The organism is Neobacillus sp. DFD-2R, from assembly GCF_057747865.1.
The window spans coordinates 141366-165205 of sequence record NZ_CM173228.1 but is presented as its reverse complement, the minus strand read 5'-3'; the positions used below and the strand labels follow the sequence as shown (position 1 = coordinate 165205).

The following is a 23840-nucleotide window of genomic DNA, read 5'->3' as shown; positions in this document are numbered from 1 at the left end:
TTACACCTCCACATCATACGGCTCATAGTCTTTTCTAAGTGGATGGCCAACCCAATCTTCTCCGAGCATGATCCGGTATAAATTCGGATGTCCGGTAAACTTAATCCCCAGTAAATCAAACGCTTCACATTCAGGCCAGTTGGCTCCGGCCCAAATAGGCTGTAAGGACTCGATTGTTGGTTCATCGCGGTCAAGTCTCACTTTAAAAGCAACCGATTGACGGTTCTTATATGAGTATAAGTGCACATACACTTCCATATGCGTTTCAAAATCTGTTCCGTGCAGCTCGGATAAGTAATCGAATCCTAACAGCTCATTGTATTTTAAAAATTGGGCTAGTTTATAGTATGATTCGCGCTTGGCCACGAGGGTCGGAACATCCTTGGATAGTTTATTAATATAAGAATCTTCTAAAACGTCAGGTCCAAGGTTTTCTTCAATGACTTTGACGTATTTATCTAAGAATGGCTGATTTGCTGAAGGCTTGGCTGCAACCGTCTCAGCGGGTGCTCCGTCGGCTGATTTGGCAGCTCCGTCGGCTTTGGCCTTGGCTGCTGCCGCTGCTTTTGCTTTCGCTTTCGCTGCGGCGATGGCTTTGGCTTTTTCGTCGTCGGCGCCGGCGCCTTCTCCGAGTGCTGCTGCTTTGGCCTTTACCGCTGCTTTTGCCTTGGCATCGTCGCCCGCGTCAGCGTGGGACTCTTCGGCGCCTCCTGCCAATTCCATTGCTTTCTTTTTCGCTGCTGCCGCTGCTTTTGCTTTCGCTACCGCGGCTGCTTTTTTCTTCGCGAGGTCATCGGTATCGTTTGCCTCTACGGCGGATTCAGTTGGTGCTTCATCTTGTGTCGATTCGCCCAGTGCTTTCCTTTTTGCTGCTGCGGCCGCCTTTGCCTTCGCTACCGCGGCTGCCTTTTTCTTGGCGAGGTCATCGGTATCGTTTGCCTCTACGGCGGATTCAGTCGGTGCTTCATCTTGTGACGATTCGCCCAGTGCTTTCCTTTTTGCCGCTGCCGCCGCCTTTGCCTTCGCTACCGCGGCTGCCTTTTTCTTGGCGAGGTCATCGGTATCGTTTACCACTAAGGCGGATTCAGTTGGTGCTTCATCTTGTGTCGATTCGCCCAGTGCTTTCCTTTTTGCCGCTGCCGCCGCCTTTGCCTTTGCTACCGCGGCTGCTTTTTTCTTCGCGAGGTCATCGGTATCCGGTGCCGGGTCCGCTTCAGGTGCCTCTTCCGTAATACCTTCCCTCTGCTTCTTCGCTAGTGCTGCCGCCTTCGCCTTTTCAGCGGCTTCTCTCTTTAATTGTTCGAGATCTTTCTCCCCGCTCATCGGTTAGATCACCTTCTTCCCAGTCTTCGCCTCGTAACGAATTTTTTCCCTTAATTTATTAATACCATAAATTAAAGCGGCCGGGTTGGGAGGGCATCCAGGTATGTAAACATCAACAGGTACGATTTGATCGACTCCCTTAACGACGGAATAAGATTTGACATACGGCCCGCCGGCTGTTGCACAAGAACCCATTGCAATTACCCATTTCGGCTCAGGCATTTGATCATATAAACGGCGTAAAATGGGCGCCATCTTTTTCGTAACAGTTCCTGAAACAATCATACAATCCGACTGCCTTGGAGACGTTCGGAAAAACGAACCAAAGCGGTCCAAGTCATAATGGGAAGAACCTACACCCATCATCTCAATCGCACAACAAGCCAGACCAAATGTCAGCGGGTAAATCGAATTGCTTCGCGCCCATGCCTTGACTTGCTCCAGCGTTGTCATAAACACATTTCTCTGTAACTCTTCCATTTCCCGAGGTGAAATGTTGTCTAATTTTAGATCCATCTTAGCACCTTCTTTTTCCAAGCGTACACTAGGCCAATTAATAGCATAATCACGAAAATCAACATTTCAATCAAGGCAAAAATTCCTAGTTTATTATAGGCCACAGCCCACGGATATAAAAACACGGTTTCTACATCAAAAATAACAAACATTAGGGCAAAAATATAATAGCGGACATTGAACTGTACACGGGAATCGTGAAATGGCTCAACACCGCTCTCATATGTGGTATACTTCGCATCGCTCGGCTTATGAGGCCGCAGAAGCTTACCTAAATATAACGCCACCGCAGGCAGCAACACCCCAAGACATAGGAACACAAAAACTATCAGATAATTATTCTGATATACATTAAGTTCCATGTCTATCCCCTCCAATGTTGTAGAATTTTCAAACTAATGAATATTGTAACCGATAACATTATAGCATTGTTACAAACCCGTGTCGACAAGCCCCTATAAAGATAAATTGTAAATTCAATTGCCGCAAACCTTTCCATTTTTAAGCGTTGAGAGCTCGCTCTCATAAAGCTAAAAACGGAAAAGTTTGCAAGCTGAAGCGCAAGTTCCAGAATTATCGACAACAACCCCTATTTAACAACAAAAATAGGACAATGTCAGTGAGATTTGTCATTATTTGTTCAATCTTTATTGATAAAAATACTTTTTCCTATCAATCTGAACCTAATACCTAGTTGTCTTCAGAGATTCACCCTTCATTAGCTAAAATCAACAATATTTATCACAACATAGGTGCCTTTTCATACATAAGCCCATCCACTATAATCATATGCTTGTAACCCCAATTCATTCTGCATTTGCTTCGATACGCGAAAAAGCCCCTACACAATGTGTATAGAGGGAATAACGATTACTCCAAGTTAAATTTATAACTATCGCCTAAAATATACTGTTTTCCTATATGCACAGGCCGGTCGTTTTCATCATAGACCGTCGATTCCATGTAAAAAAGAGGTTCTCCGCTAGCAGTACGGAGTAAATTTACTTCATCTTCACCAGCCCTGACAATCTCTATTGTTAATTCTCCCGAGCGAGATGGTTTCACATTCAGCTTTTCTTCCAATATTTTATAGAGAGAGCCTTCCAAATTTTCACTTAATAAAGAATGAAAATGTTTATATGAAAAGTAGTTGTTCTCTATCATAATCGGTGAATCATTGGCATATCTTACCCTCTGGATAAAAATACATGCATCTCCATCGTCTAGTTGAAGTTTTTTTTGATCCTTTGGTGTTGGTTGAAGAAGTTCCTTCTTGGTCACTTTACTGCTTGCTATCAGTCCATTGGCTTTACAGGCATCACTAAAGCTTAAAAAATGGACAATCTTCCTTTCGATTTTCCTTTTGTTGACAAACGTACCCTTTCCCTGCCTTTTAACGAGGTACCCTTCTTCAACCAACTCAAGAAGGGCTTTTCTTACTGTAATCCTGCTAATTTTATACTCTTCACTCAATTCTAATTCTGTAGGAATTTGATCACCGTATTTTAATTGGCCACTTATAATAGAGCTGCGGATTGACTCTTTTAATTGTATGTATAAGGGAATTTGGTTATCCTGTTTTAACATCTATATCACCTGCTTTATTTTTTAGGCTGTGTTCAACTTTCCTGTTGATTTGCGCTCCAGGCGTTTCGCTTTCCGCGGGCGGTCCGGGGAGCCTCCTCGGCGCTTAAAGCGCCTGTGGGGTCTCACTCCCGCGGGAGGCTCACGCCTTCCGCTCCAATCAACAAGTTACGAAATCAACAATGGCCTTTAACACAGCCATTTTTTAATATTAGGCTGTTATTAACTATATATTAATAAATAACATTATATTATGTTATGAACAATTTATTCCCTTACTGCTTTAATAAATTTAATGTTCAAAAAACATTGACAATTACTTCTATGCGATTTATTATGATGTTATAAGATGTATTAATATATTTTAAAATGAATTCAAGGAGGAAATATCAATGGTTAATTCTCAAGTAGTTGTAGATCAACAGGTTCAAAAGGTTTTAGATGCTTTGAAAGGCCGTACAATTAACCACGTGTACTTTGTTGCATGCGGCGGCTCCTCTGCCATTATGTATCCGAATAAGTACATTATGGACCGTGAAGCAAAAAATCTTACTTCAGATGTATACAGCGCCAATGAATTCATTCATCGCAATCCTAGAAAGCTTGGCGAAAATTCACTCGTTGTATTATGCTCTATGTCTGGTACAACCCCTGAAACAGTTAAAGCCGCTGAGTTTGCCCGTCAAAAAGGGGCATTAACAGTTGGATTTACGAATCAGCCAACTTCACCTCTTGCCCAGGAAAGTGAATTCGTCGTTAAATACGAATGGGGCACAGAATCCATTGCTTTTAATACAAACTTAGGTTTGCTTTATCAATTAACTTTCGGCGTTTTAAACGTATTAGAAGGAAATGATAAGTTTGACAAAGTGATTAACAGCTTAACCAATCTCCAGCCTGTGTTTGAAAAATCAAACAAGCAATATGAAAGCAAGGCACTACAATTCGGTCAAGATTACAAAGATGAAAAGGTTATTTATACAATGGCAAGCGGAGCAAACTACGGAATCGCCTATTCATATGCCATTTGTATTCTCATGGAAATGCAATGGATCCATTCCCATGCCATTCATGCCGGTGAGTACTTCCATGGTCCATTCGAGATTATTGATAAAGATGTACCGTTTATTATCCTGCTCGGCTTGGATGAAACACGCCCTCTTGATGAGAGAGCATTAGATTTCTCGAAAAAATACGGCGAAAAATTGGTTGTTTTAGACGCTAAGGATCTTGATTTAACCGGCATTGACGAAGAGTTAAAAGGCTATATTGCACCGCTTGTATTAAATAATGTTCTCCGCAGATATGCAGAACAGCTGGCAGATGCCCGCAATCATCCGCTATCAAAAAGACGTTATATGTGGAAAGTAGAATATTAATCTGAAGTAAGGCTCCCGAGTTTAGACTCCGGAGCTTTTTTTAAACGCTTTATTAACTCTTGTTGTTTTTGGGGGTTAATAGAGAGAATCATCTCCACGCCTCATGATGACCGTTTTTGTCTTTCCTAATGGATTTTGGGCTTCATGAAGTAACCACTTCTCTATTTTCTTTATTTCAACAAGTTAACTAATACAGCCTTTTGAATAGCAACCTGATTCCAAAAAAGTAACCTGCTCCTCAACAGAGCAGGCTGCTTCCTTCCACAAGCCCTTAGCCAATCGCAATCTTTTTCTCCCGCTTCTTCCCATGGCCGAATGCGCCAAAACGCCGGCATGTTTCAGCTGCAGCTGCTGAACCCCTTTCCATCGCGGCCTTGGCATTGGAATGCAGTACGTATTCTTTTAAAAAGATTGCAACAAACGTATCCCCTGCTCCAAGTGTATCGACGACATCGGTCTCGACAATTCCTTGTTCATAAAGCTGGTGTGAATCAGAGAATAACGATCCTTCAGAACCCCTGGTTACGATGACATTTGGTGTTCCTGCAGCGTGAACTTTCCTTATTAACGCTTCACATTCCTCTTTCGCTAAATCACCGCCGGAGAAGATCGCATATTTCACATAGGGGCAGACAAGATCTAAATAGGCATCGTCGTATTTTGTTGAAAAATCAAACGAAATATCAATATAGTTTTGCAATAATGGCAATTCTGTTTCCAGGTGGCTATAGACGCTCATATGCAGCAGTGAAAAGGTATGAATATACTCCAGTTCCGTTTCGGTAAAATTCAATTTCAGTTCCTTTTGGACTCCGCCTTTGTTTGAGCCTACAAACTTTCGATCTCCATGCTCATCCAAAGCAACTACTGCCTCACCGGATGGTCCAATTACTTTCCGTACCCTTGATACATCAATATTTTCCTGCTTTAACGAGTTGACAATATGATCGCCTTCTTCATCATTTCCGACTATTCCAATATAGGAAACCTCATCGACATTATATCGTTTCCAAAAGACCGCCACATTTACTGCGTTCCCGCCCGGGAACATCTCCCCGCGATCATCATAATAATCGACTACATTATCTCCAACTGCAATTAACCTCATATTTAACCCTCCCGTAAATTGAAAAAGAGAAAGATACAATTTTTCATTGTATCTTTCCATAACTCTTTTAATAAGCTACTGTACGATAATATCTTCTAATCTCTAAGGAATGCTCACGTTTGTCTTCTAAATGAACACTAAGTCTTTGCAGTTGCGTTGACGTAATGATTGGTGATAAGTATTTTCTAAACTCCTCACTGATTCCCTCTAACTCATAAGCCTGGCTATCAAGTACGGTCAATTTCTTTGTATACTTTTCCGCAAAGCGCTCAACACGTTCCATTAGCGGGCGTGTTTCATCCTGACCCTTAAGGAGAATAACGCTTGTGTCTTCATCAACGATCTCCAATGTACCATGGAAGAATTCTGCCGCATGAATGGATTTTGTTTTGATCCATTGCATTTCTTCCAAAACACACATCGCATACGAGTAAGCACGTCCCCAAGTAGTCCCGGAACCGACCACCATATGATAGGGCTCACCCTTATAAGCATTCGCAAACGCTTCCGCCCTTGGTTCAAATTGTTCTTTTACTTCTATTAACTTCTCAGGTAGAACTTCCAACTGCGATGCAAAGGCTTCATAGTTAGGGAAATCGCCATTTTTATTTATCAGTTTAAACGTCAGGAAATAGAGAATTAATTGGTTGGAATCACTGGCAAAGTCATTTTCCGCAAAGTTCACAAGTTGAAAGTCTACTGTATCAGCAAGCGGCTTATTGTACTCGCCTGTTATTCCAATCGTTGTTGCTCCTCTTTCCTTACAGTATTTCGCCGCTGCTACTGTCTCCTCTGTTGTACCTGATAGGGAGGATAGAATTACAAGCGACTCCTCCGTTAATTGTTTATGATTCTGTAACACAAATTCTGCAGCGATTTCGGCATAGGCCGGAAGGGTGGAAGTCGAGTTAATCATAAATTCAAACGGGTAAAAAGTAGCTACTGCTCCGCCTGATCCGATTAAGAATATATTTTTAAACCCTTTTTCATGGACCTGATCTACAACCCGTTCAACTTCCTCTCTAAGCCCTACTGCTCCACGGGTTACCTTGAGATACTTTTCTCTGCTAAAATTCAACAATGCTATCACTCCCTATTTTAATATTATTCTTCTTCATAATACATCATAATACATTATACATAGATAATAGATTGTTTTCCCATTTTTGTCAATAACAAGGAATTTCTATTTATCTTAAAATGGTAGGGGGAAGCATCCCCCAACAACGGTTACCCTTTTACACTGCCCTCAGCCAAACCGCGAACAAAATATTTCTGCATCATTATAAAGATAACAATAAGCGGAATTGCGGAAATGACCAAACCGGCCAGTAAGACTCCCCAATTTGTATTTAGTGCATCTTTGAAGACTAATAAACCGGAAGTAATCGGCTTTACCTTTTCCGTTTGGATGAAGAGCATTGAAAATAAAAACTCATTCCATGAATAATAGGCAGTTAAAATTACACCCGTAAACAAAATCGGTTTGCTCATTGGCAGGAATATTTTCGTAAATACATTTAAACTCGTAGCTCCGTCCAGATAGGCCGATTCTTCCAATTCTTTTGGAATCGATAAGAAAAAGGAGCGGATCAACAGAACCGTTAACGGAATTCGATAGGCAGTAAACGTTAAAATCAGCGCCCAATACGTATCAAAAAGCCCCATCTTTTGAATTAATTCATAGAGAGGAATTAAACTGCTTTGCGGTGAAAACATAAGTCCCGCTGAGACAAATAGGAGCAGGAACTTACCTCCTTTTAATTGGAAACGAGTCAACCCATATGCACATAACGAACTGACCAAAACTGTCAGAATACACGTACCAATCGTGATAATCAAACTATTAACGAAGTAGCTTGAAACACCTTGCTCCCATGCCGCTTGATAATTGGAAAAGAGCCATTGTTTCGGAAGTCCCCAGGTGTCGTTATAAATCGCTGCCGTATTTTTAAAGGAATTGACAATCATCCAAAATAAAGGATAGGCAATCGAAATAAAGTACAGGAGCAGAAACAGAAAGATTAGCCTAACGGCGATTGAGAAGCCGGGTTTTTCTTTTTTAGATTTCAAGTTTAAGTTTGCTAACTTTACAATCTTTGCATCCGGACTCACCAATCCTGAATCTCCCTGTGATTCAATCGGCTTCATAATTACTCCTCCCCTGTTTTTACGAACTTATTTTGTAGGAAATAAAAGATTAGTGTAATACCTAGAATCACATTTGCAATCGCAGAAGCATATCCCGGTTCATTGTCAATAAACGCTTTTTGGTACAGATAGGTACTAAAGACTTGTGATGAGTTGCTTGGACCACCGGCAGTTAATACATATACTTCACTAAACACTAGGAATGAACCTGTCACTGTATAGATTAATAGCACAAAGGTCATTTCTTTTACTTGTGGAACTGTAATCTTGAAAAATGTCCGGATTTTCCCCGCCCCGTCGATGGTAGCCGCTTCATATAATTCCCCCGGGATTTTTTGGACTGCCAGCACATACAACATGACGGTATACCCAATACTTTGCCATTGGGAAACAGCGATAACAGCAAAAATAGAAGTTTTTGGATCCCCAAGCCAGCCTTTTGCCCAAGACCCTAGTCCGATTGCTTTCAGAAAACTATTCAGCAAGCCAACTTCCGGATTATAGATGAAGCTAAAGAGGATGCCAATTACGGTCATGGAAATAAGAACAGGAATAAAAAAGGCTGTCCGGAAGAAGGTGGAAAATCTTCTGAAAATCTTATCTTCTAATATCGCTGCAATCACTAATCCAAGCCCAACCTGAAGGATAACGGAGATCACGGCGTAAAGGAGATTGTTCTTAAGCACCGTATAAAAGACGGGATCTTTAAAGAGGTGTATATAATTATTTAAGGCCACAAATTTTCTATCTAGAGTAAAAGGATTCCATTCATAAAAACCATTTATTACATTTCGAACTAATGGATAGTAAACAAATAAAGAAAGCATCAAAATGGCCGGTGCCATGTAAAAAAGCGGGATTATTCGTGTTCTGCGCATTTATACCCCTCCCATCAATTAAGAAAAGCGGAAGCGTCCGTTTAGCGCACGACAGGACTGGAGCGCTTCGACTGAGATAAAGGAAACACGAATCGCGTTTTTTGCGATTCGATGTTGACTTATCGTAGGAAGAAGAGCGAAGTACACTAGTCGCTGGACGCTGGAGCTGGACAATTCTCAAAGCCAGAACCTATCTTTTCTTATTCTTTAAAATATGTCGGTTTAAAGGGAACCAAGAATTCCCTTAAACCGACATTTTTAATAGATTTCAAGTTTCCATTATTGTTTCACTTGCTTCGCTGCATCCTGAACATTTTTTATTACTTGTTCCGGTGTCATGTTGCCGCCAAGCATCGCTTGAACCCCATCGCCATAAGGCTTAAATATTCGGCTGTCTAACGCACTGTCAGTCCAAATTGCCATATTATTTGCACTCTTGATTAAATTCATTGCTTCTACTTCGTGATCCGTTGCAGTATTAGCATTCACTGCTCCATCCACTGTACTTGCTAAGCCGGTATCCTTGATTAATTTCTCCCCATTTACTTTAGAAGTCATAAACTCCAAGAACTCCATGGCTTCTTTAGGATGTTGGGTTTTACTATGAATCATAAATCCTTCAGGGGCACCGATTAAACCGTCCTGGTCACCTTTCGCACCTGCAATCGTTGGTACTTTAAATGTACCCCATTTAAAGGTTGCGTCTTTCATGAAGGTAATTTCTTGTGTTTCAAGGAAGGTAACCGCTGCTTTTCCGCCAAGGAACAGGTTTCTCGCTTCATCATGCGCTATCGCATTTGGATTATCATTCATGTACGTTTTTAATTCATTTAGCTTCTTTAATGCTTCGACATATCCCGGGTCAGTAAACTGTGCCCCCTGATAGCTTAAATCCTTATCTAAAACTTCCTTCGGCACCATTCGCTGATTCAATGCTGTTACATAGTGAGCAGCTGCCCAAGATGCTTTATTTCCTAACATTAGCGGCGTCGTTCCGCTCTTTTTAATTGCGGAAAGGTCTTTAATAAACTCGTCCCATGTAGCTGGAGCTTGTAAGCCCAACTTATCAAAAATATCCTTGTTGTAGAAGAATACCTTACTGTCCGTAAATAGCGGAACTCCGTAGACTTTGTCATCCTTTTTAAAGAAATTCACCTGTGATCCAATTAATTTGCCTGACCAATCCTTGTTCTCGTCGTAGTATTTCGTAAGATCTAAAGCCACACCATCTCGAATAAACTTTTGGCCATATTCTCCTGCCCAGCTAAAGAAAATATCCGGTGGAGTTTGACTTCCAAGAAGAACATTCGCCTTTTGTTTATAATCATCATTTAACGCGGTTACTTCATTGATTTTAATAGTAGGGTGCTGCTTTTCAAAGTCGGCAATTACACTTTTAAAATAAGAATGATATGGCTCATTTGGCCAACGGTAAAAGAATGTAAGAGTGACCTTTCCATTTGCTGATTTTGTACCCGTGCTCTGTGAGGAACAACCGGCTAATACTAATGAAACTATCAAAAAGATTCCAACTGCTACATTAAGCCAACGTTTCATATACATACCCCCAATTTAGTTTTTTTCATACCGGAATTAATTTAAAACGCTTACATTTTTAATATAAATCTCGTAGCTTCCTTTGCTGCACTCCCCCTTTCTCTTTCCCCTAGTAGGTATTAGATGTTGTATTATAAGATAATATTACATATTATAACGTTTAACGTCAATATCAAAATTGGGGGAACTTTCAAACTATTTATTAAAATTTATAGTAATACCAAAACTTACCTTTCCCTCTTAGACAACTCACCTCAAGAAACAACAAAAAACCCCTCCCGGCCAAAAAGGCCAAGAGGGGTTTTACTTATAAATTATTATCTTTTTCCTTCCGATACGGCGAGGCGATTGATTGCACGTTGCAGGGCAAGCTCAGCACGTCTGAAGTCGATGTGTTCCTGGTGAAGGCGCTGTTCAGCGCGTTCTTTCGCTTTAAGGGCACGCTCAACATCAATATCCGATGCGAGTTCAGCAGTCTGGGCTAAAACTGTTACCTGATCGGGACGGACCTCTAAAAAGCCGCCGCTTACCGCGATATGTTCAGTTTTTCCATCCTTTTTCAAACGAACGGCGCCAATGACAAGCGGAGCAACCAACGGAATATGACCAGGCAAAATTCCCAGATCACCACTTTGAGCCTTCGTACTTACCATTTCCACATCTGATTCATACACCGGGCCATCGGGAGTAACAACACTGACTTTAATCGTCTTCATTTTTTACCCTCCTGGCAGGTTTTAAACCTCTACACCCATACGTTTTGCAGCCTCAACGACTTCTTCGATACGTCCAACAAGACGGAATGCATCTTCCGGAAGATGGTCATATTTACCATCAAGAATTTCCTTGAAACCTTTAACTGTTTCCTTAACAGGCACATAAGAGCCCGGCTGACCGGTAAACTGTTCAGCAACGTGGAAGTTTTGTGATAAATAGAATTGCACACGGCGCGCACGAAGTACGATTAACTTATCTTCATCAGAAAGTTCGTCCATACCAAGGATCGCGATGATATCCTGTAATTCACGGTAGCGTTGTAAGGTTTGTTGAACTTTACGTGCTACAGAATAGTGCTCTTCGCCGACAATTTCAGGTGACAATGCACGGGAAGTTGATGCAAGAGGATCCACCGCAGGGTAGATACCCATTTCAGAAAGCTTACGCTCAAGGTTTGTCGTTGCATCTAAGTGAGCGAAAGTTGTAGCCGGAGCCGGGTCCGTATAGTCATCGGCCGGTACATAAATCGCTTGGATGGAAGTAACAGAACCTACATTAGTAGAAGTGATACGTTCCTGTAATCTACCCATTTCAGTTGCAAGCGTCGGTTGGTAACCTACCGCTGATGGCATACGGCCAAGTAGCGCGGAAACCTCAGAACCTGCTTGTGTGAAACGGAAGATGTTATCCATGAAGAAAAGAACGTCCTGTCCTTGCTCATCACGGAAATATTCAGCCATAGTCAAACCTGTTAAAGCAACACGCATACGTGCGCCCGGCGGCTCGTTCATTTGTCCGAATACCATCGCTGTTTTCTTGATAACGCCTGAATCCGTCATTTCATGATAAAGGTCATTACCTTCACGTGTACGCTCACCAACACCGGCGAATACCGAAATACCGCCGTGCTCTTGCGCGATGTTATTGATCAATTCTTGGATTAATACGGTTTTACCTACACCCGCACCACCGAAAAGACCGATTTTACCACCCTTGATATATGGGGCAAGAAGGTCTACTACCTTAATACCTGTTTCAAGAATTTCTACCTCAGTAGAAAGATTTTCAAACGTTGGAGCTTCGCGGTGAATTGAATCACGGCGGGCACTTGCGGGAATTTCCGTGTTAAGGTCAATTACTTCCCCTAATACGTTAAATACACGACCAAGCGTTACATCCCCAACCGGTACAGAAATCGCTGCACCCGTATCCTCAACTTCCAATCCGCGAGTCAAACCATCAGTGGAAGCCATCGCGATGGCACGAACAGTATCATCACCTAAATGAAGTGCAACTTCAAGGGTTAAGTTGATGTCAACTTCTGATTCATTACGCGCTTTATTGACGATTTTCAAAGCGTTATAGATGTCAGGCAGCTGGCCGTTATCAAACTTTACGTCAACAACCGGACCCATAATCTGAAGAACGCGTCCTTTGTTCATCATTTTTCCCTCCTAACTTACTCTTTTGAAAAACGAACCAAGAGTACCTCTCGCATCCGTTCTCATGTGATTAAAAAGGAGTCGGGAACGAACAAATTCATTCCCTCATCCCTACTTATCTAGCCCACTCAACGGGGTCAATTTTTTCAAAAATATTTGTCCAGCTTCAGCGCCTAGGGGCTCGAGTCGCTTCGGTCCTGATCAAGGCGCTTACGCTTTTCCTATTCTAATGCTGCCGCACCGCCGACGATTTCCGTTATTTCTTGGGTAATAGATGCTTGACGGGCACGGTTGTACATTAGGGTATAGTTGTTAATCAATTCTTTCGCATTGTCGGTTGCGTTTTTCATTGCCGTCATACGGGAGGCGTGCTCGCTGGCTTTACTGTCCAACAGGGCTCCGTAAATTAGGCTTTCTGCGTATTGCGGCAGGAGAACTTCTAATATTTCTTCTGCAGATGGTTCAAATTCATAGGATGTAAGTTTGCCGGAAGCAGTGATGTCCGATAACGGAAGCAGCTTCTTCTCGGTTACCTCCTGTGAAATCGCACTTACATAATGATTGTAATAAATATATAGTTCATCGAATGTTCCATCAGAAAACATGCCTACGGTACTGCCGGTGATATCTTTAATGTCAGCGAAAGACGGCTGGTCGGAAACGCCGATAATTTCAAGGGCTACGTTCATGCCGCGTTTGACAAAGAAGTCACGCGCCACTCTACCGATGGCAATAATGGCGAATTCATCATTCGATTTATGACGGTTTTGAATTGTTTGAAACACACGGCGCAAAACGTTACTGTTAAACGCTCCGGCAAGTCCGCGGTCGGATGCAATGACAATATAACCGGTTTTCTTAACAGGACGAGCGATAAGCATTGGATGGTTAATACCTTTGCTGCCGATCGCGATCGCTGCGGTCACTTCCTGGATTTTTTCCATGTAAGGTACGAATGCTTTGGCATTCATAACTCCACGGTTCCATTTTGCTGCAGAGGTCATTTCCATCGCTTTTGTGATCTGACTCGTCTTTTTCGTCGAATTAATACGTGATTTTATATCGCGTAATGAAGCCATAGGTTCTCACCACCCTCATTCAAAGAATGTCTAGCGTGAGCGCATGTTCGCGCTGCACGCTGTTCAAAATGTCAGACCCTATTTATTCGGAAACTGCAAACGTCTTTTTGAAGTCGTTGATTGCAGAAGCCATATCGTCATCAGAAGGAAGATCCTTCGTTTTTGTAATATGGTCTAACAACTCTTTGCGGTTGTGGTCTAACCAATTATGGAATTCTGATTCAAAACGACGGACATCATGTACCGGAATATCATCCAGGAATCCGCGTGTTAATGCATAAAGGATCGCTACTTGTTTTTCAACAGAAAGCGGCTTGTGAAGATCTTGTTTAAGAACTTCTACTGTACGTGCACCGCGTGCAAGCTTAGCCTGAGTTGCTTTATCAAGGTCAGAACCGAACTGCGCGAATGCTTCTAATTCACGGTAGGAAGCAAGGTCAAGCCTTAATGTACCGGCAACTTTTTTCATTGCTTTGATTTGCGCGGAACCACCTACACGTGAAACGGAAAGACCTGCGTTGATCGCCGGACGAACACCGGAGAAGAATAGGTCTGATTGTAAGAAAATTTGTCCATCTGTGATGGAGATTACGTTTGTCGGGATATAAGCAGATACGTCCCCTGCTTGTGTTTCGATAAATGGCAATGCCGTGATAGAACCGGCGCCTAGGGCATCGCTCAATTTCGCTGCACGTTCCAGTAAACGGCTGTGCAAGTAGAATACATCCCCCGGATAGGCTTCACGGCCCGGAGGACGGCGAAGTAACAAGGAAAGCTCACGGTATGCAGCCGCTTGCTTAGATAGGTCATCATATACGATTAATACGTGTTTGCCTGAATACATAAATTCTTCAGCCATCGCAACGCCGGCATATGGAGCTAAGAATAGCATTGGAGCCGGTTGTGAAGCAGATGCCGAAACGACGATTGAGTACTCTAATGCACCATTCTTACGAAGTGTTTCAACCGCACCGCGTACAGTTGATTCTTTTTGTCCGATGGCCACATAGATACAAATCATGTTTTGACCTTTTTGGTTCAAGATTGTATCGATCGCAACAGATGTTTTACCTGTTTGACGGTCACCGATAATTAACTCACGTTGTCCGCGGCCGACCGGTACAAGCGCGTCAATCGCTTTAATACCTGTTTGTAACGGCTCATGAACGGATTTACGAGCCATAACGCCTGAAGCAACCGCTTCAATAGGGCGCGTTTTTGTTGTATTGATTGGACCCATACCATCGATTGGTTGTCCTAATGAGTTCACGACACGTCCGATTAGTTCCTCACCAACCGGAACCTCCATGATGCGGCCCGTGCGGCGTACTTCGTTCCCCTCACGAATGTCAGTGAAAGGTCCTAAAATAATGATACCGACGTTATTTTCTTCAAGGTTTTGTGCCATACCCATAACGCCATTTGAAAATTCAACCAGTTCTCCGGCCATGACATTGTCGAGGCCATGAACACGTGCGATACCGTCACCGACTGAGATAACAGTACCTACATCAGTCACTTGAATTTCTGCCTGATAGTTTTCAATTTGCTTCTTAATCAGGGCACTAATTTCTTCAGCTTTGATGCTCATGAGTTTCACCCCTATCTTCGAATCTTAGCTTAATAATTTACGTTCTAAACGATCGAGCTTGCCGCGCAAGGACCCGTCATATATACGGTTTCCGATTCGGAGCTTAATGCCGCCGAGCAAATCGGAATCAACGATATTTTCAATTTTTAGTGATTTCTTGCCGATTTTTGCAGCAAATACGGAGGATAATCCTTCACGTTCCGCATCTGAAAGCGGGCGGATGCTGTACACTTTTGCTTCAGCAATTCCCATTTCCTCATTAGCAAGTTCAATAAATTGGTTTGCCACTTCTACTATTTGGTCATCACGGTGGCGGTCAATCAAAATCATCAATGTATTAAGAACATATACATTTAAAGATGCAAAAGCTTCTTTTAAAATCTCTTTCTTTTTTTCATTTGTAAGCTTCGTAGACTTTAAAACAGCTTTTAAATCGGTATTGTATAGTAAAACTTCCTTTACTACACGAAGTTCTTCTTCCACTGTACCAAGAAGCTGTTGTTCTTTCGCAATCTGAAAAAGAGCCAACGCGTAGCGTTTTGCTACCATGGAGTTGCTCATCGCTTTTCTCCTGCCTCTTGGATATATTCGTTAATAAGCTGGGCTTGATCAGCTGCACTCAATTCTTTTTCGATAACCTTTGAGGCAATTAGGACTGATAATGATGCAACCTGTTCGCGAATAGCGGCAACCGCTTTTTCTTTTTGTTGCTCAATCTCTAATTTAGCTGCTTCTTTAATGCGTTCAGCTTCTGCACGGGCTGTTGAAATAATTTCTTCACGCTGCACATCGCCTTGTTTCTTGGCACTTTCAATTAAGCCTTGAGCGTCTGTACGAGCTTCTTTTAAAAGACTTCTTTGTTCTTCTAAAATCTTTTTAGCTTCTAAACGGCTTTGTTCCGCCGCATTAATTTCACTGACAATATGCTCTTCACGTTGTTTCATGATGCCCATTAACGGACCCCATGCAAACTTTTTAAGCAAAGCTAACAATATGATAAACATTAAAAGCTGGAAAATTACATCTCCAGTATTAAAATGGGCTTTCTCTACTGCACCCAAAACTAAACTGCTTGTAAACACTCGGATTTCACTCCTTTCAGAAGTCGCTTAAGCGTCGATAAGACATAAATGAATGGCGAAGGTTTTTGACACGCCTCTTCGCCACTACGATTTTTCGCTAATTTTATCGTCCTAAAACCATGAACGCGATAACAACGCCGATGATCGGTAATGCTTCAACTAACGCAACCCCGATAAACATTGTTGTTTGAAGTAATCCACGAGCTTCCGGCTGGCGGGCAATACCTTCAACTGTACGTCCCACGATAAGACCGTTACCGATACCTGCGCCTACTGCTGCTAAACCGATTGCAATTGCTGCTGCTATAAGATTCATTTTTTTGTTCCTCCTTGAAATTGTATGAATAAATCATTGTTTATTTTTTGTTGCATAAATATATTAATGGTCATGGCCGACTTTGTGCGACATATAAACCATTGTTAACATGGTAAAGATATAAGCTTGAATAGTACCAACGAAAACGGAGAAACCTTGCCATACAAGTGTTAGCGGCACTGCTGCTATCGTGCCAACTATTCCTGACGTTGCCAATCCTCCCGCCAATAGCGAAAGAAGCAATTCACCGGCGTAAATGTTACCATAAAGCCGCAGACCAAGAGTCAGTGTATTGGCAAACTCTTCAATAATTTTTAACGGGAATAAGAATCCCATCGGACTGAAGAATCCTTTTCCATATCCTTTGAATCCTTTTAGCTTTACGCCATAGAAATGGGAAAGCCCTACAACCATTACAGCTAATGTTAACGTAATAACAGGATCGGCTGTCGGTGATTTCCACCAAAGCTTTTCGTCAATCACCAGTGCAAATGGCAGACCTAACATATTGGATACAAAAATATACATAATAATTGTGATTCCAAGGATGTGAAATCTTCCTCCATCCTTCCAATCCATTGTACTATTGATGATCCCCTTCACAAAGTCCATTACCCATTCAAAGAAGTTTTGCATCCCTGTAGGTTTCATGGCAAGCTTGCGAGTGGAAAGAACGGCTATAAGAAAAACAATTGCACTCGCAACCGTAATCATCAATACATTGGCTAAGTTAAACCAAAGTCCTAAAATCTGCACCTCAGGAGCTCCATGATGCATGTAAACTCACCTCGCTTCCCATTTCATTTATGAACATGCAATGCATGATAAAAATAATCTATCATAATGACAATATAGGATGTCATTAGTCCCAAAACAAGGTAAATAATTTGAAAGTATTGCGGGTATCTTAATGCGATAATCACGGCAATCGCTGCGGTCGCCATCCTTTGGAGCGATCCGAGTGATCGAACCTTTTTCCCTTTGGCAATCGCTTTGTCAAAGCTTTCTGTCTTTCTTACGAGCATCCATAGATTCAGGAAGCTAAAGCATGTCCCGAGAATCAAGCCTAAAAAGATTGTCTTGTAAGAAGTGAATCCCCAGCCAAGAACATAAATTGACAACAAGTAAAAGATCCATTTCCGTTGCCTGTTGTACATTACTCTAAATTCCGGCATAGTTGTTTAATCTCCTGAATAGAAATGGCGGATTGAGAGAAGCATGGAATAAGTTCCTGCTGCCAATCCGATTAGCAACCCAATTATTAAGAAAATTGGCTCGGTACCCCAATGTCGATCCAGCCATCTGCCTGAAAATATACCTATAAGAATGGAACCGACTAACTGGGAGACAATTGCGGACATCAAAGCCATAGCTTTAAATGGGTGGCGGTTGTTTTTACGCATATTATCGCATCCTCACTATTAAGAGAATCAGCGCTGGGTAAGAGGTAAATAATATAGTAGGTTAACACAGTGATATCCTTGAAAACCCTACCATTTTACACCCTTTGTTAGCATACAATAGGCACATGTCAATGTCAATGCATTTACGTGAAATATTCCACAAACTATTCCCAGTTTTCTCATTATATTTCCATACCATTTTTAGGCAATTTTTGCACTGCCTATTTCACCTCACCGCCCGCATTATCACACTAAATATAAAAGGGTTTTCACCCGAAAAGGTCAGACCTTAAGAGGACGATTCTACCCTAGCTAAAAATGGAAAAAGGGTGGCCATTGCCGCCCCGTTTTACTCCACCTTTTTCCCGATTGTAATCATCGTCTCAATAAAATCCTCCTGATTGGCTTTTTTGGCAAACACTTTAGCCAAATAGGTCCCTTCTGCAGGGATCTGCTCGACAGGGATATCTTTTTTAATTAATCCTTTCTTCCAATTCCGCCCTGTATCTAAAAACCCGACAAAGCGGTAATCCTCCGGGTTAAACAAGGCAATTCCAAATTCCTCGGCACCGCCCGGCAAATAGACCTCATAACGGTAATGGCCCTGCTTATCCCCTTCACCAAAATCAAAGCCCATTACCCGCGGGTAATTCGGCTCCTCAAGCACATAAATGTAAGGGATGCGGATGGAGTTAGCGCCCGCATGCAAGCTAAGAAAACCGTCCTGAATTTTCCCTTTAAAAACCGAAGGCTCGACTGTGAGCTCAACGGTAATATCACGGGATTGTTTTGGCGCTAATGTAAACATCAGCGGGAACCTCCACTCAAGCCCGTCCACATGCTCAGGAACATCAAACGAATACCTGATCGTTTGGTTAGACACATTATCAACATGCAAATTAGCCTTGTGCACAGCCCGCTGATCGCCGAAGGCAAATTTTCCAAACTTAATCGAGCTCGGCGTAACAAGGGATTCCGCTTTGACGGCATCGTCCACCTGGATTCTGCCCGCCCCTTGTTCATAGGTGCGATAATAAATCGGAACTTGCCCCGATGCTCCGGTGTATTTCACCAGCGGCTTCGCGGTATTCATCAGCGCTGCCTTGATTTGTGCCGGCGTCCAATCGGGATGGGCCTGTTTAATTAACGCGCAGGCCCCGGCAACATGCGGTGCCGCCATGCTTGTTCCCTGCAGCGAAAGATATCCTCCCGGGACCGTCGAATTGATAGCCACTCCCGGCGCGACAATGTCCGGCTTGATTTCCCACGTTCCCGTCACAGGACCCCGTGAACTAAACTCAGCGAGACGATCTTTTTCTTCTATTACAGATAATCTGGTCGAGAGGCTTTTATTTTTCAATTCCTTTGTTATCCTATCTCCGTCACGCTTAGAGAGTGAACCGACCGGTATGGTGCTCGGCGTTTCCAGATTCCCGATGAAGCTTCCACTCATATTATTGTAGATAATGACCGCCTTTGCCCCCGCTTCGATGGCATTTTTCGCCTTCGCGGTAAACGTTAAGCGGCCCCGCTTGATAAGCACCATTTTACCCAGAACATTTTTCAATTCCTCTTTCTTTCCGATGCCGCCATCCACCATTTCAATGGAGCGGTCCAGCGTCCACTTTTCCGACCCTTCCATCGGTTGAATCCGAAATTTATCCTGCATTCCTTCTATTAATAAATAGGGGATTTCCATGGTCGGGGTCGAGGCCCCGACAGAGATGGCCTTCGCGGCTGTGCCCGGTGAACCGACCGTCCACACATTCGGCCCGGAATTGCCCGATGCCGCCACGGCCGTGATGCCTTTGTCGACCGCGCGGTTCAATGCAAGGCTAATAGGCAGGTCGGGTCCGTTAATATCATTTCCAAGCGAGAGATTGACGATATCCACCTTATCTTTAATCGCCTGTTCAATCGCCGCAAGCACCTGCTCCGTGGTGCCGCCGCCGCCGGGGCCGAGGGCACGGTAGGCAATAATCCTCGCTTCAGGGGCGACACCTTGGATTTTTCCGTTGCCTGCAATAATCCCTGCCACATGGGTGCCGTGCAGTGTTGCTTTACCGATGGCGCGTGTTTCCATTGGGTCATTATCACCATCTACCAGGTCATGGCCGCCTGCATAGTTCCGTCTCAGGTCAGGATGGGTATAGTCCACCCCCGTATCGATGACCCCAACGGTAACTCCTTTTCCTGTCAGCCGTTCATTCTTTTTATCGAAAAATTTGCGGACCTCTTCCCCGCCAATAATTTTCACCCCTTCCTCCGTTTCAGCCTTATACTCGGCAACCGGAGAAATATTGACAATTTGTTTGTGGTGCAGCGCGAGTTTAGCGATCGAGTCCGGCGATCCTTTAACCGAAAAGCCATAGATCGCCTCTTGAAAAATGTGTCGCAGCCGGATGTCTTTATAGGGTGCTAAAAGCTGTCTGATTTCCTTCTCTGATTGCGGATTTTCGAGCACAACAATCGCAATTGTTTCCTGAACGTCTTTTGGAATGGGCGGGGTTGTAAGCGTCCTGGCATAGGTTGGTGTTTGGATAAGCAGGATTAGCGATAGTAGCAGGATTAGGTTTTTCATGTGGTAAATTCCCCTTTTTGGATATCGTTTTCATCCGGTGGGGAAAGTATACCGCTGCATTGATAAAAGAATTGATTGGAAAATTGGTTTGCGCGGAATTGATTCTGTATTTGGCGGAATCCAAGCAAAAGTTCGCTGAATTCTCTCTAAAATCCGCGGAATCAACAATGAAATCGGCGGAATCCACGTCCCAAATCAAAGAAAGCCGGGCAGACTCAGTCTACCCGGCAATTTTCCACCTATTTACTTTGTTCCAAACAACCGGTCACCGGCATCACCTAAGCCCGGTACGATGTAGCCATGGTCATTTAGTTTCTCATCCAGTGCTGCGATGTAAATGTCGACGTCAGGGTGCTCCGTTTTTACCGCTTCTACCCCTTCCGGCGCTGCGATTAAGCACATAAATTTGATGTGTTTGGCGCCGCGCTTTTTCAAGGAACGGATTGCTTCGTTTGCTGAACCGCCCGTCGCCAGCATCGGGTCAACTACGATGAAATCGCGCTCTTCCACGTCACTTGGCAGCTTCACATAATATTCAACGGGCATTAAGGTTTCCGGGTCGCGGTATAAACCGATATGGCCCACCTTTGCAGCCGGGATTAACTTCAAAATCCCGTCAACCATGCCGATTCCGGCGCGCAGGATCGGCACAAGTCCTAATTTTTTCCCGGAAAGAACTTTTGATTTAGCCGGGCATACAGGTGTTTCGATGTCGATATCTTCAAGCGGCATATCTCTTGTGATTTCAAAAGCCATTAGTGTTGCCACTTCGTCTACCAGTTCCCGGAATTCCTTTGTTCCTGTGTTTTTATCACGTATGTAAGTAAGCTTATGCTGAATAAGTGGGTGGTCGAAGACGTATACCTTTGCCACAATAATCGCCCCTTTTAAAATTAATTTTTCATCAAATAAACACTTCGTCTAATTTTACAGAAAAAAAAAGCAATGAGCAACTTAGATTCTGATCTTCTGAACTAGTAATAATTTTTTGAAAATACCACACAAAAAAATCGGCCTTCTGCTTTCAAAAGGCCGATTCTCCCGCTATTAATATTCAGGATATAGTGTGAATTTGTTTGTTAACGCTTCGACGCGTTCGCTTGCTTCTTTAAGTTTTGCTTCATCTTCATGATTTTTTAATGTAAAGGCGATGATGGAGGCAATTTCGTCCATATCCTCTAAACCGAAGCCGCGACTTGTTACAGCAGCTGTTCCGATACGGATACCGCTCGTAACAAATGGGCTTTGCGGATCAAACGGGATTGTGTTTTTGTTAACTGTAATCCCAACCTCATCAAGAACTTTTTCCGCCACTTTACCTGTTAAGCCAAGGCTTTGCATATCTAAGAGCAATAAGTGGTTGTCGGTGCCGCCGGAAACAAGTTTGATTCCTTCTTTTTGAAGGCCTTCCGCCAAGCGTTTTGCATTAGCAATGATTTGACCCGCATATTCTTTAAAGCTGTCCTGAAGTGCTTCGCCAAAAGCAACTGCTTTAGCAGCAATAACGTGCATAAGCGGACCGCCCTGAATTCCAGGGAAAATAGACTTGTCAATTTTCTTACCAAATTCTTCGCGGCACATGATCATCCCGCCGCGAGGACCGCGCAAGGTTTTATGCGTCGTTGTTGTTACAAAATCAGCATATGGAACCGGATTTTGGTGCAGTCCGGCAGCAACAAGGCCGGCGATATGCGCCATATCAACCATTAGGTAGGCTCCTACTTCATCAGCGATTTCGCGGAACTTTTTAAAATCAATTTCGCGCGGGTATGCACTTGCTCCGGCAACAATTAGTTTTGGCTTGTGCTCGAGAGCTTTTGCGCGAACATCATCATAATTGATACGTTGAGTTGTTTCATCTACACCATATTCAATAAATTTATATTGAATACCACTAAAGTTTACCGGGCTTCCGTGTGTTAAGTGGCCGCCGTGTGATAAATTCATGCCAAGTACTGTGTCGCCGTGTTCGAGAATGGTGAAGTAAACAGCCATGTTGGCTTGAGCTCCGGAGTGCGGTTGTACGTTGATATACTCTGCACCGAAAATCTTTTTCGCACGATCGCGAGCCAAGTCTTCCACAACGTCCACGTATTCACAACCGCCGTAATAGCGGCGTCCAGGGTACCCCTCCGCATACTTATTGGTTAAAACGGACCCTTGAGCCTCCATTACTGCTTCACTAACAAAGTTTTCTGAGGCAATTAGTTCGATTTTTCCGCGCTGACGTCCTAATTCCTGTTGAATCGCTTGAAATACCTGCTCATCCTGCTGTGACAAATGCTTCATGATAATCCCCCTCTAATCGTATGTAAGTTGAAAACCAAATTATTTTAAAAATTCTTTTTTCATTTTAGCATGAATCTCACTTAAATTGAAAGAGAAAGTTTTTCGTGTTTACTGGAAAAATCACCAACATAAACCGTGTAATTAAACCAAAGTACCCATTTTCACGAACAAAACCATCAAAAATAGCCGAAACTTTCGGTTTTTGCCCTCGAAGCAGCGCAAGGGTACTGCTGCGTTGCCCATCCCGGCGTGACATGCTTGACTATGAATTCTAACTGCAGCTTGAATTTGCGGTGTTTCGTTCGTAAACAGCTCTTGCACCGCCGATTAGTTTTGGCCTCGTTTTGGCCAGAGTAACATGTGCATGGCCGCAGGATTTCTGCTTCACCCGTACCGGAACGGCAACGTGCTTTAGATGCATCCCTATTAACGTGTTGCCAATATCAATCCCCGCCTCTGCTTTCACAAACTCGACGACAACGGCATCTTCCAGTTCAGCAAACGCATAAGTGGCCATTGCTCCGCCCGCCGTTCGAACAGGAACCACAGAAACCTCATCCAAGCCCAGGCTCTCAGCAACAGCTCTCTCCACCACAAGCGCGCGGTTTAAATGCTCACAGCATTGGAACGCCAGCTGAATGCCGGTTTCGCTCTGAAGCTTTCGCAATCCTCGAAAAATCATTTCCGCCACATCAAACGTGCCTGCGGTGCCAATTCGCTCACCCATTACCTCGCTTGTGCTGCAGCCAACGACCAATAACTGCCCAGGCCTAAACGAAGCCTGTTCTTTAAACTCTGACAGAATCGCATCCAGTTCTTTTTCCCATTTGTGAATCATAAGCTT

24 protein-coding genes are annotated in these 23840 nt (G+C 43.2%); 1 reads left to right on the top strand and 23 read right to left on the bottom strand.

Going from position 1 to position 23840, the window contains the following annotated elements; genetic code table 11:
- The 4 genes from AC3ANV_RS00835 to AC3ANV_RS00820 form a co-directional block, all read right to left on the bottom strand.
- A complete protein-coding gene (locus AC3ANV_RS00835) occupies nt 1-1323 on the bottom strand; it encodes an NADH-quinone oxidoreductase subunit C (protein WP_488311818.1) in 1323 nt (440 codons plus the stop codon).
- 3 nt (nt 1324-1326) lie between these two features.
- Nucleotides 1327-1839, bottom strand: coding sequence for a NuoB/complex I 20 kDa subunit family protein (locus AC3ANV_RS00830; protein ID WP_488311817.1), 513 nt, complete (start codon nt 1837-1839; stop codon nt 1327-1329).
- The gene (locus AC3ANV_RS00825; RefSeq protein WP_488311816.1) at nt 1830-2201 is read right to left on the bottom strand and encodes an NADH-quinone oxidoreductase subunit A; all 372 of its coding nucleotides are present in this window, start codon (nt 2199-2201) and stop codon (nt 1830-1832) included. Before AC3ANV_RS00825 ends, AC3ANV_RS00830 begins: the two co-directional genes overlap by 10 nt.
- Before the next feature lie 508 nt (nt 2202-2709).
- Nucleotides 2710-3426 carry a GntR family transcriptional regulator gene (locus AC3ANV_RS00820; protein WP_488311815.1) on the bottom strand — a complete coding sequence of 239 codons (717 nt, stop codon included), beginning with the start codon at nt 3424-3426 and terminating at the stop codon, nt 2710-2712.
- Between the two features lie 389 nt (nt 3427-3815).
- Here AC3ANV_RS00820 and AC3ANV_RS00815 point away from each other — a divergent pair, with 389 nt between their 5' ends.
- Entirely contained in the window at nt 3816-4802 is a 987-nt protein-coding gene (locus AC3ANV_RS00815; protein ID WP_488311814.1) for an SIS domain-containing protein, read from the top strand.
- Between the two features lie 271 nt (nt 4803-5073).
- On the opposite strand, the gene AC3ANV_RS00810 is transcribed toward AC3ANV_RS00815, so the two are convergent.
- From AC3ANV_RS00810 to AC3ANV_RS00720, 19 genes are all read right to left on the bottom strand, one after another.
- Nucleotides 5074-5910, bottom strand: a complete 837-nt coding sequence (locus AC3ANV_RS00810; RefSeq protein ID WP_488311813.1) for a PfkB family carbohydrate kinase — start codon at nt 5908-5910, stop codon at nt 5074-5076.
- 67 nt (nt 5911-5977) lie between these two features.
- Nucleotides 5978-7000, bottom strand: coding sequence for an SIS domain-containing protein (locus tag AC3ANV_RS00805; protein WP_488311812.1), 1023 nt, complete (start codon nt 6998-7000; stop codon nt 5978-5980).
- Between the two features lie 140 nt (nt 7001-7140).
- Nucleotides 7141-8061, bottom strand: a complete 921-nt coding sequence (locus AC3ANV_RS00800; protein ID WP_488311811.1) for a carbohydrate ABC transporter permease — start codon at nt 8059-8061, stop codon at nt 7141-7143.
- 2 nt (nt 8062-8063) lie between these two features.
- Nucleotides 8064-8939: a carbohydrate ABC transporter permease gene (locus AC3ANV_RS00795; RefSeq protein ID WP_488311810.1), complete on the bottom strand. Its 876-nt coding sequence runs from the start codon at nt 8937-8939 to the stop codon at nt 8064-8066.
- A 279-nt stretch (nt 8940-9218) separates the two neighbouring features.
- A complete protein-coding gene (locus AC3ANV_RS00790) occupies nt 9219-10496 on the bottom strand; it encodes an ABC transporter substrate-binding protein (RefSeq protein ID WP_488311809.1) in 1278 nt (425 codons plus the stop codon).
- 317 nt (nt 10497-10813) lie between these two features.
- Entirely contained in the window at nt 10814-11212 is a 399-nt protein-coding gene (locus tag AC3ANV_RS00785) for a F0F1 ATP synthase subunit epsilon (protein WP_488311808.1), read from the bottom strand.
- A gap of 21 nt (nt 11213-11233) precedes the next feature.
- Nucleotides 11234-12655, bottom strand: a complete 1422-nt coding sequence (gene atpD / locus AC3ANV_RS00780) for a F0F1 ATP synthase subunit beta (RefSeq protein WP_488314358.1) — start codon at nt 12653-12655, stop codon at nt 11234-11236.
- Nucleotides 12656-12876: 221 nt separating this feature from the next.
- Entirely contained in the window at nt 12877-13734 is an 858-nt protein-coding gene (gene atpG / locus AC3ANV_RS00775) for an ATP synthase F1 subunit gamma (RefSeq protein WP_488311807.1), read from the bottom strand.
- Nucleotides 13735-13816: 82 nt separating this feature from the next.
- On the bottom strand, nt 13817-15325 hold the full coding sequence (atpA, locus tag AC3ANV_RS00770) for a F0F1 ATP synthase subunit alpha (RefSeq protein WP_488311806.1): 1509 nt from the start codon (nt 15323-15325) through the stop codon (nt 13817-13819).
- A 24-nt stretch (nt 15326-15349) separates the two neighbouring features.
- On the bottom strand, nt 15350-15886 hold the full coding sequence (locus AC3ANV_RS00765; RefSeq protein WP_488311805.1) for a F0F1 ATP synthase subunit delta: 537 nt from the start codon (nt 15884-15886) through the stop codon (nt 15350-15352).
- A complete protein-coding gene (locus AC3ANV_RS00760; protein WP_488311804.1) occupies nt 15883-16407 on the bottom strand; it encodes a F0F1 ATP synthase subunit B in 525 nt (174 codons plus the stop codon). The genes AC3ANV_RS00765 and AC3ANV_RS00760 overlap by 4 nt, the downstream gene beginning before the upstream one ends.
- A 103-nt stretch (nt 16408-16510) precedes the next feature.
- A complete protein-coding gene (atpE, locus tag AC3ANV_RS00755; protein ID WP_026572680.1) occupies nt 16511-16723 on the bottom strand; it encodes a F0F1 ATP synthase subunit C in 213 nt (70 codons plus the stop codon).
- Nucleotides 16724-16786: 63 nt separating this feature from the next.
- Nucleotides 16787-17500 carry a F0F1 ATP synthase subunit A gene (gene atpB, locus AC3ANV_RS00750; protein ID WP_488311803.1) on the bottom strand — a complete coding sequence of 238 codons (714 nt, stop codon included), beginning with the start codon at nt 17498-17500 and terminating at the stop codon, nt 16787-16789.
- 23 nt (nt 17501-17523) lie between these two features.
- Nucleotides 17524-17898 (bottom strand): ATP synthase subunit I, encoded by a 375-nt coding sequence (locus AC3ANV_RS00745; RefSeq protein ID WP_488311802.1) that lies wholly within the window; start codon nt 17896-17898, stop codon nt 17524-17526.
- A 6-nt stretch (nt 17899-17904) separates the two neighbouring features.
- Nucleotides 17905-18126 (bottom strand): AtpZ/AtpI family protein, encoded by a 222-nt coding sequence (locus AC3ANV_RS00740; RefSeq protein WP_488311801.1) that lies wholly within the window; start codon nt 18124-18126, stop codon nt 17905-17907.
- A 349-nt stretch (nt 18127-18475) separates the two neighbouring features.
- Nucleotides 18476-20707, bottom strand: a complete 2232-nt coding sequence (locus tag AC3ANV_RS00735; RefSeq protein ID WP_488311800.1) for a S8 family serine peptidase — start codon at nt 20705-20707, stop codon at nt 18476-18478.
- A 243-nt stretch (nt 20708-20950) separates the two neighbouring features.
- Nucleotides 20951-21580, bottom strand: a complete 630-nt coding sequence (upp, locus tag AC3ANV_RS00730) for a uracil phosphoribosyltransferase (RefSeq protein ID WP_488311799.1) — start codon at nt 21578-21580, stop codon at nt 20951-20953.
- A gap of 174 nt (nt 21581-21754) precedes the next feature.
- Nucleotides 21755-22996, bottom strand: coding sequence for a serine hydroxymethyltransferase (gene glyA / locus AC3ANV_RS00725; RefSeq protein ID WP_488311798.1), 1242 nt, complete (start codon nt 22994-22996; stop codon nt 21755-21757).
- 271 nt (nt 22997-23267) lie between these two features.
- Entirely contained in the window at nt 23268-23834 is a 567-nt protein-coding gene (locus AC3ANV_RS00720; protein WP_488311797.1) for a TIGR01440 family protein, read from the bottom strand.
- Nucleotides 23835-23840 lie beyond the last annotated feature (6 nt).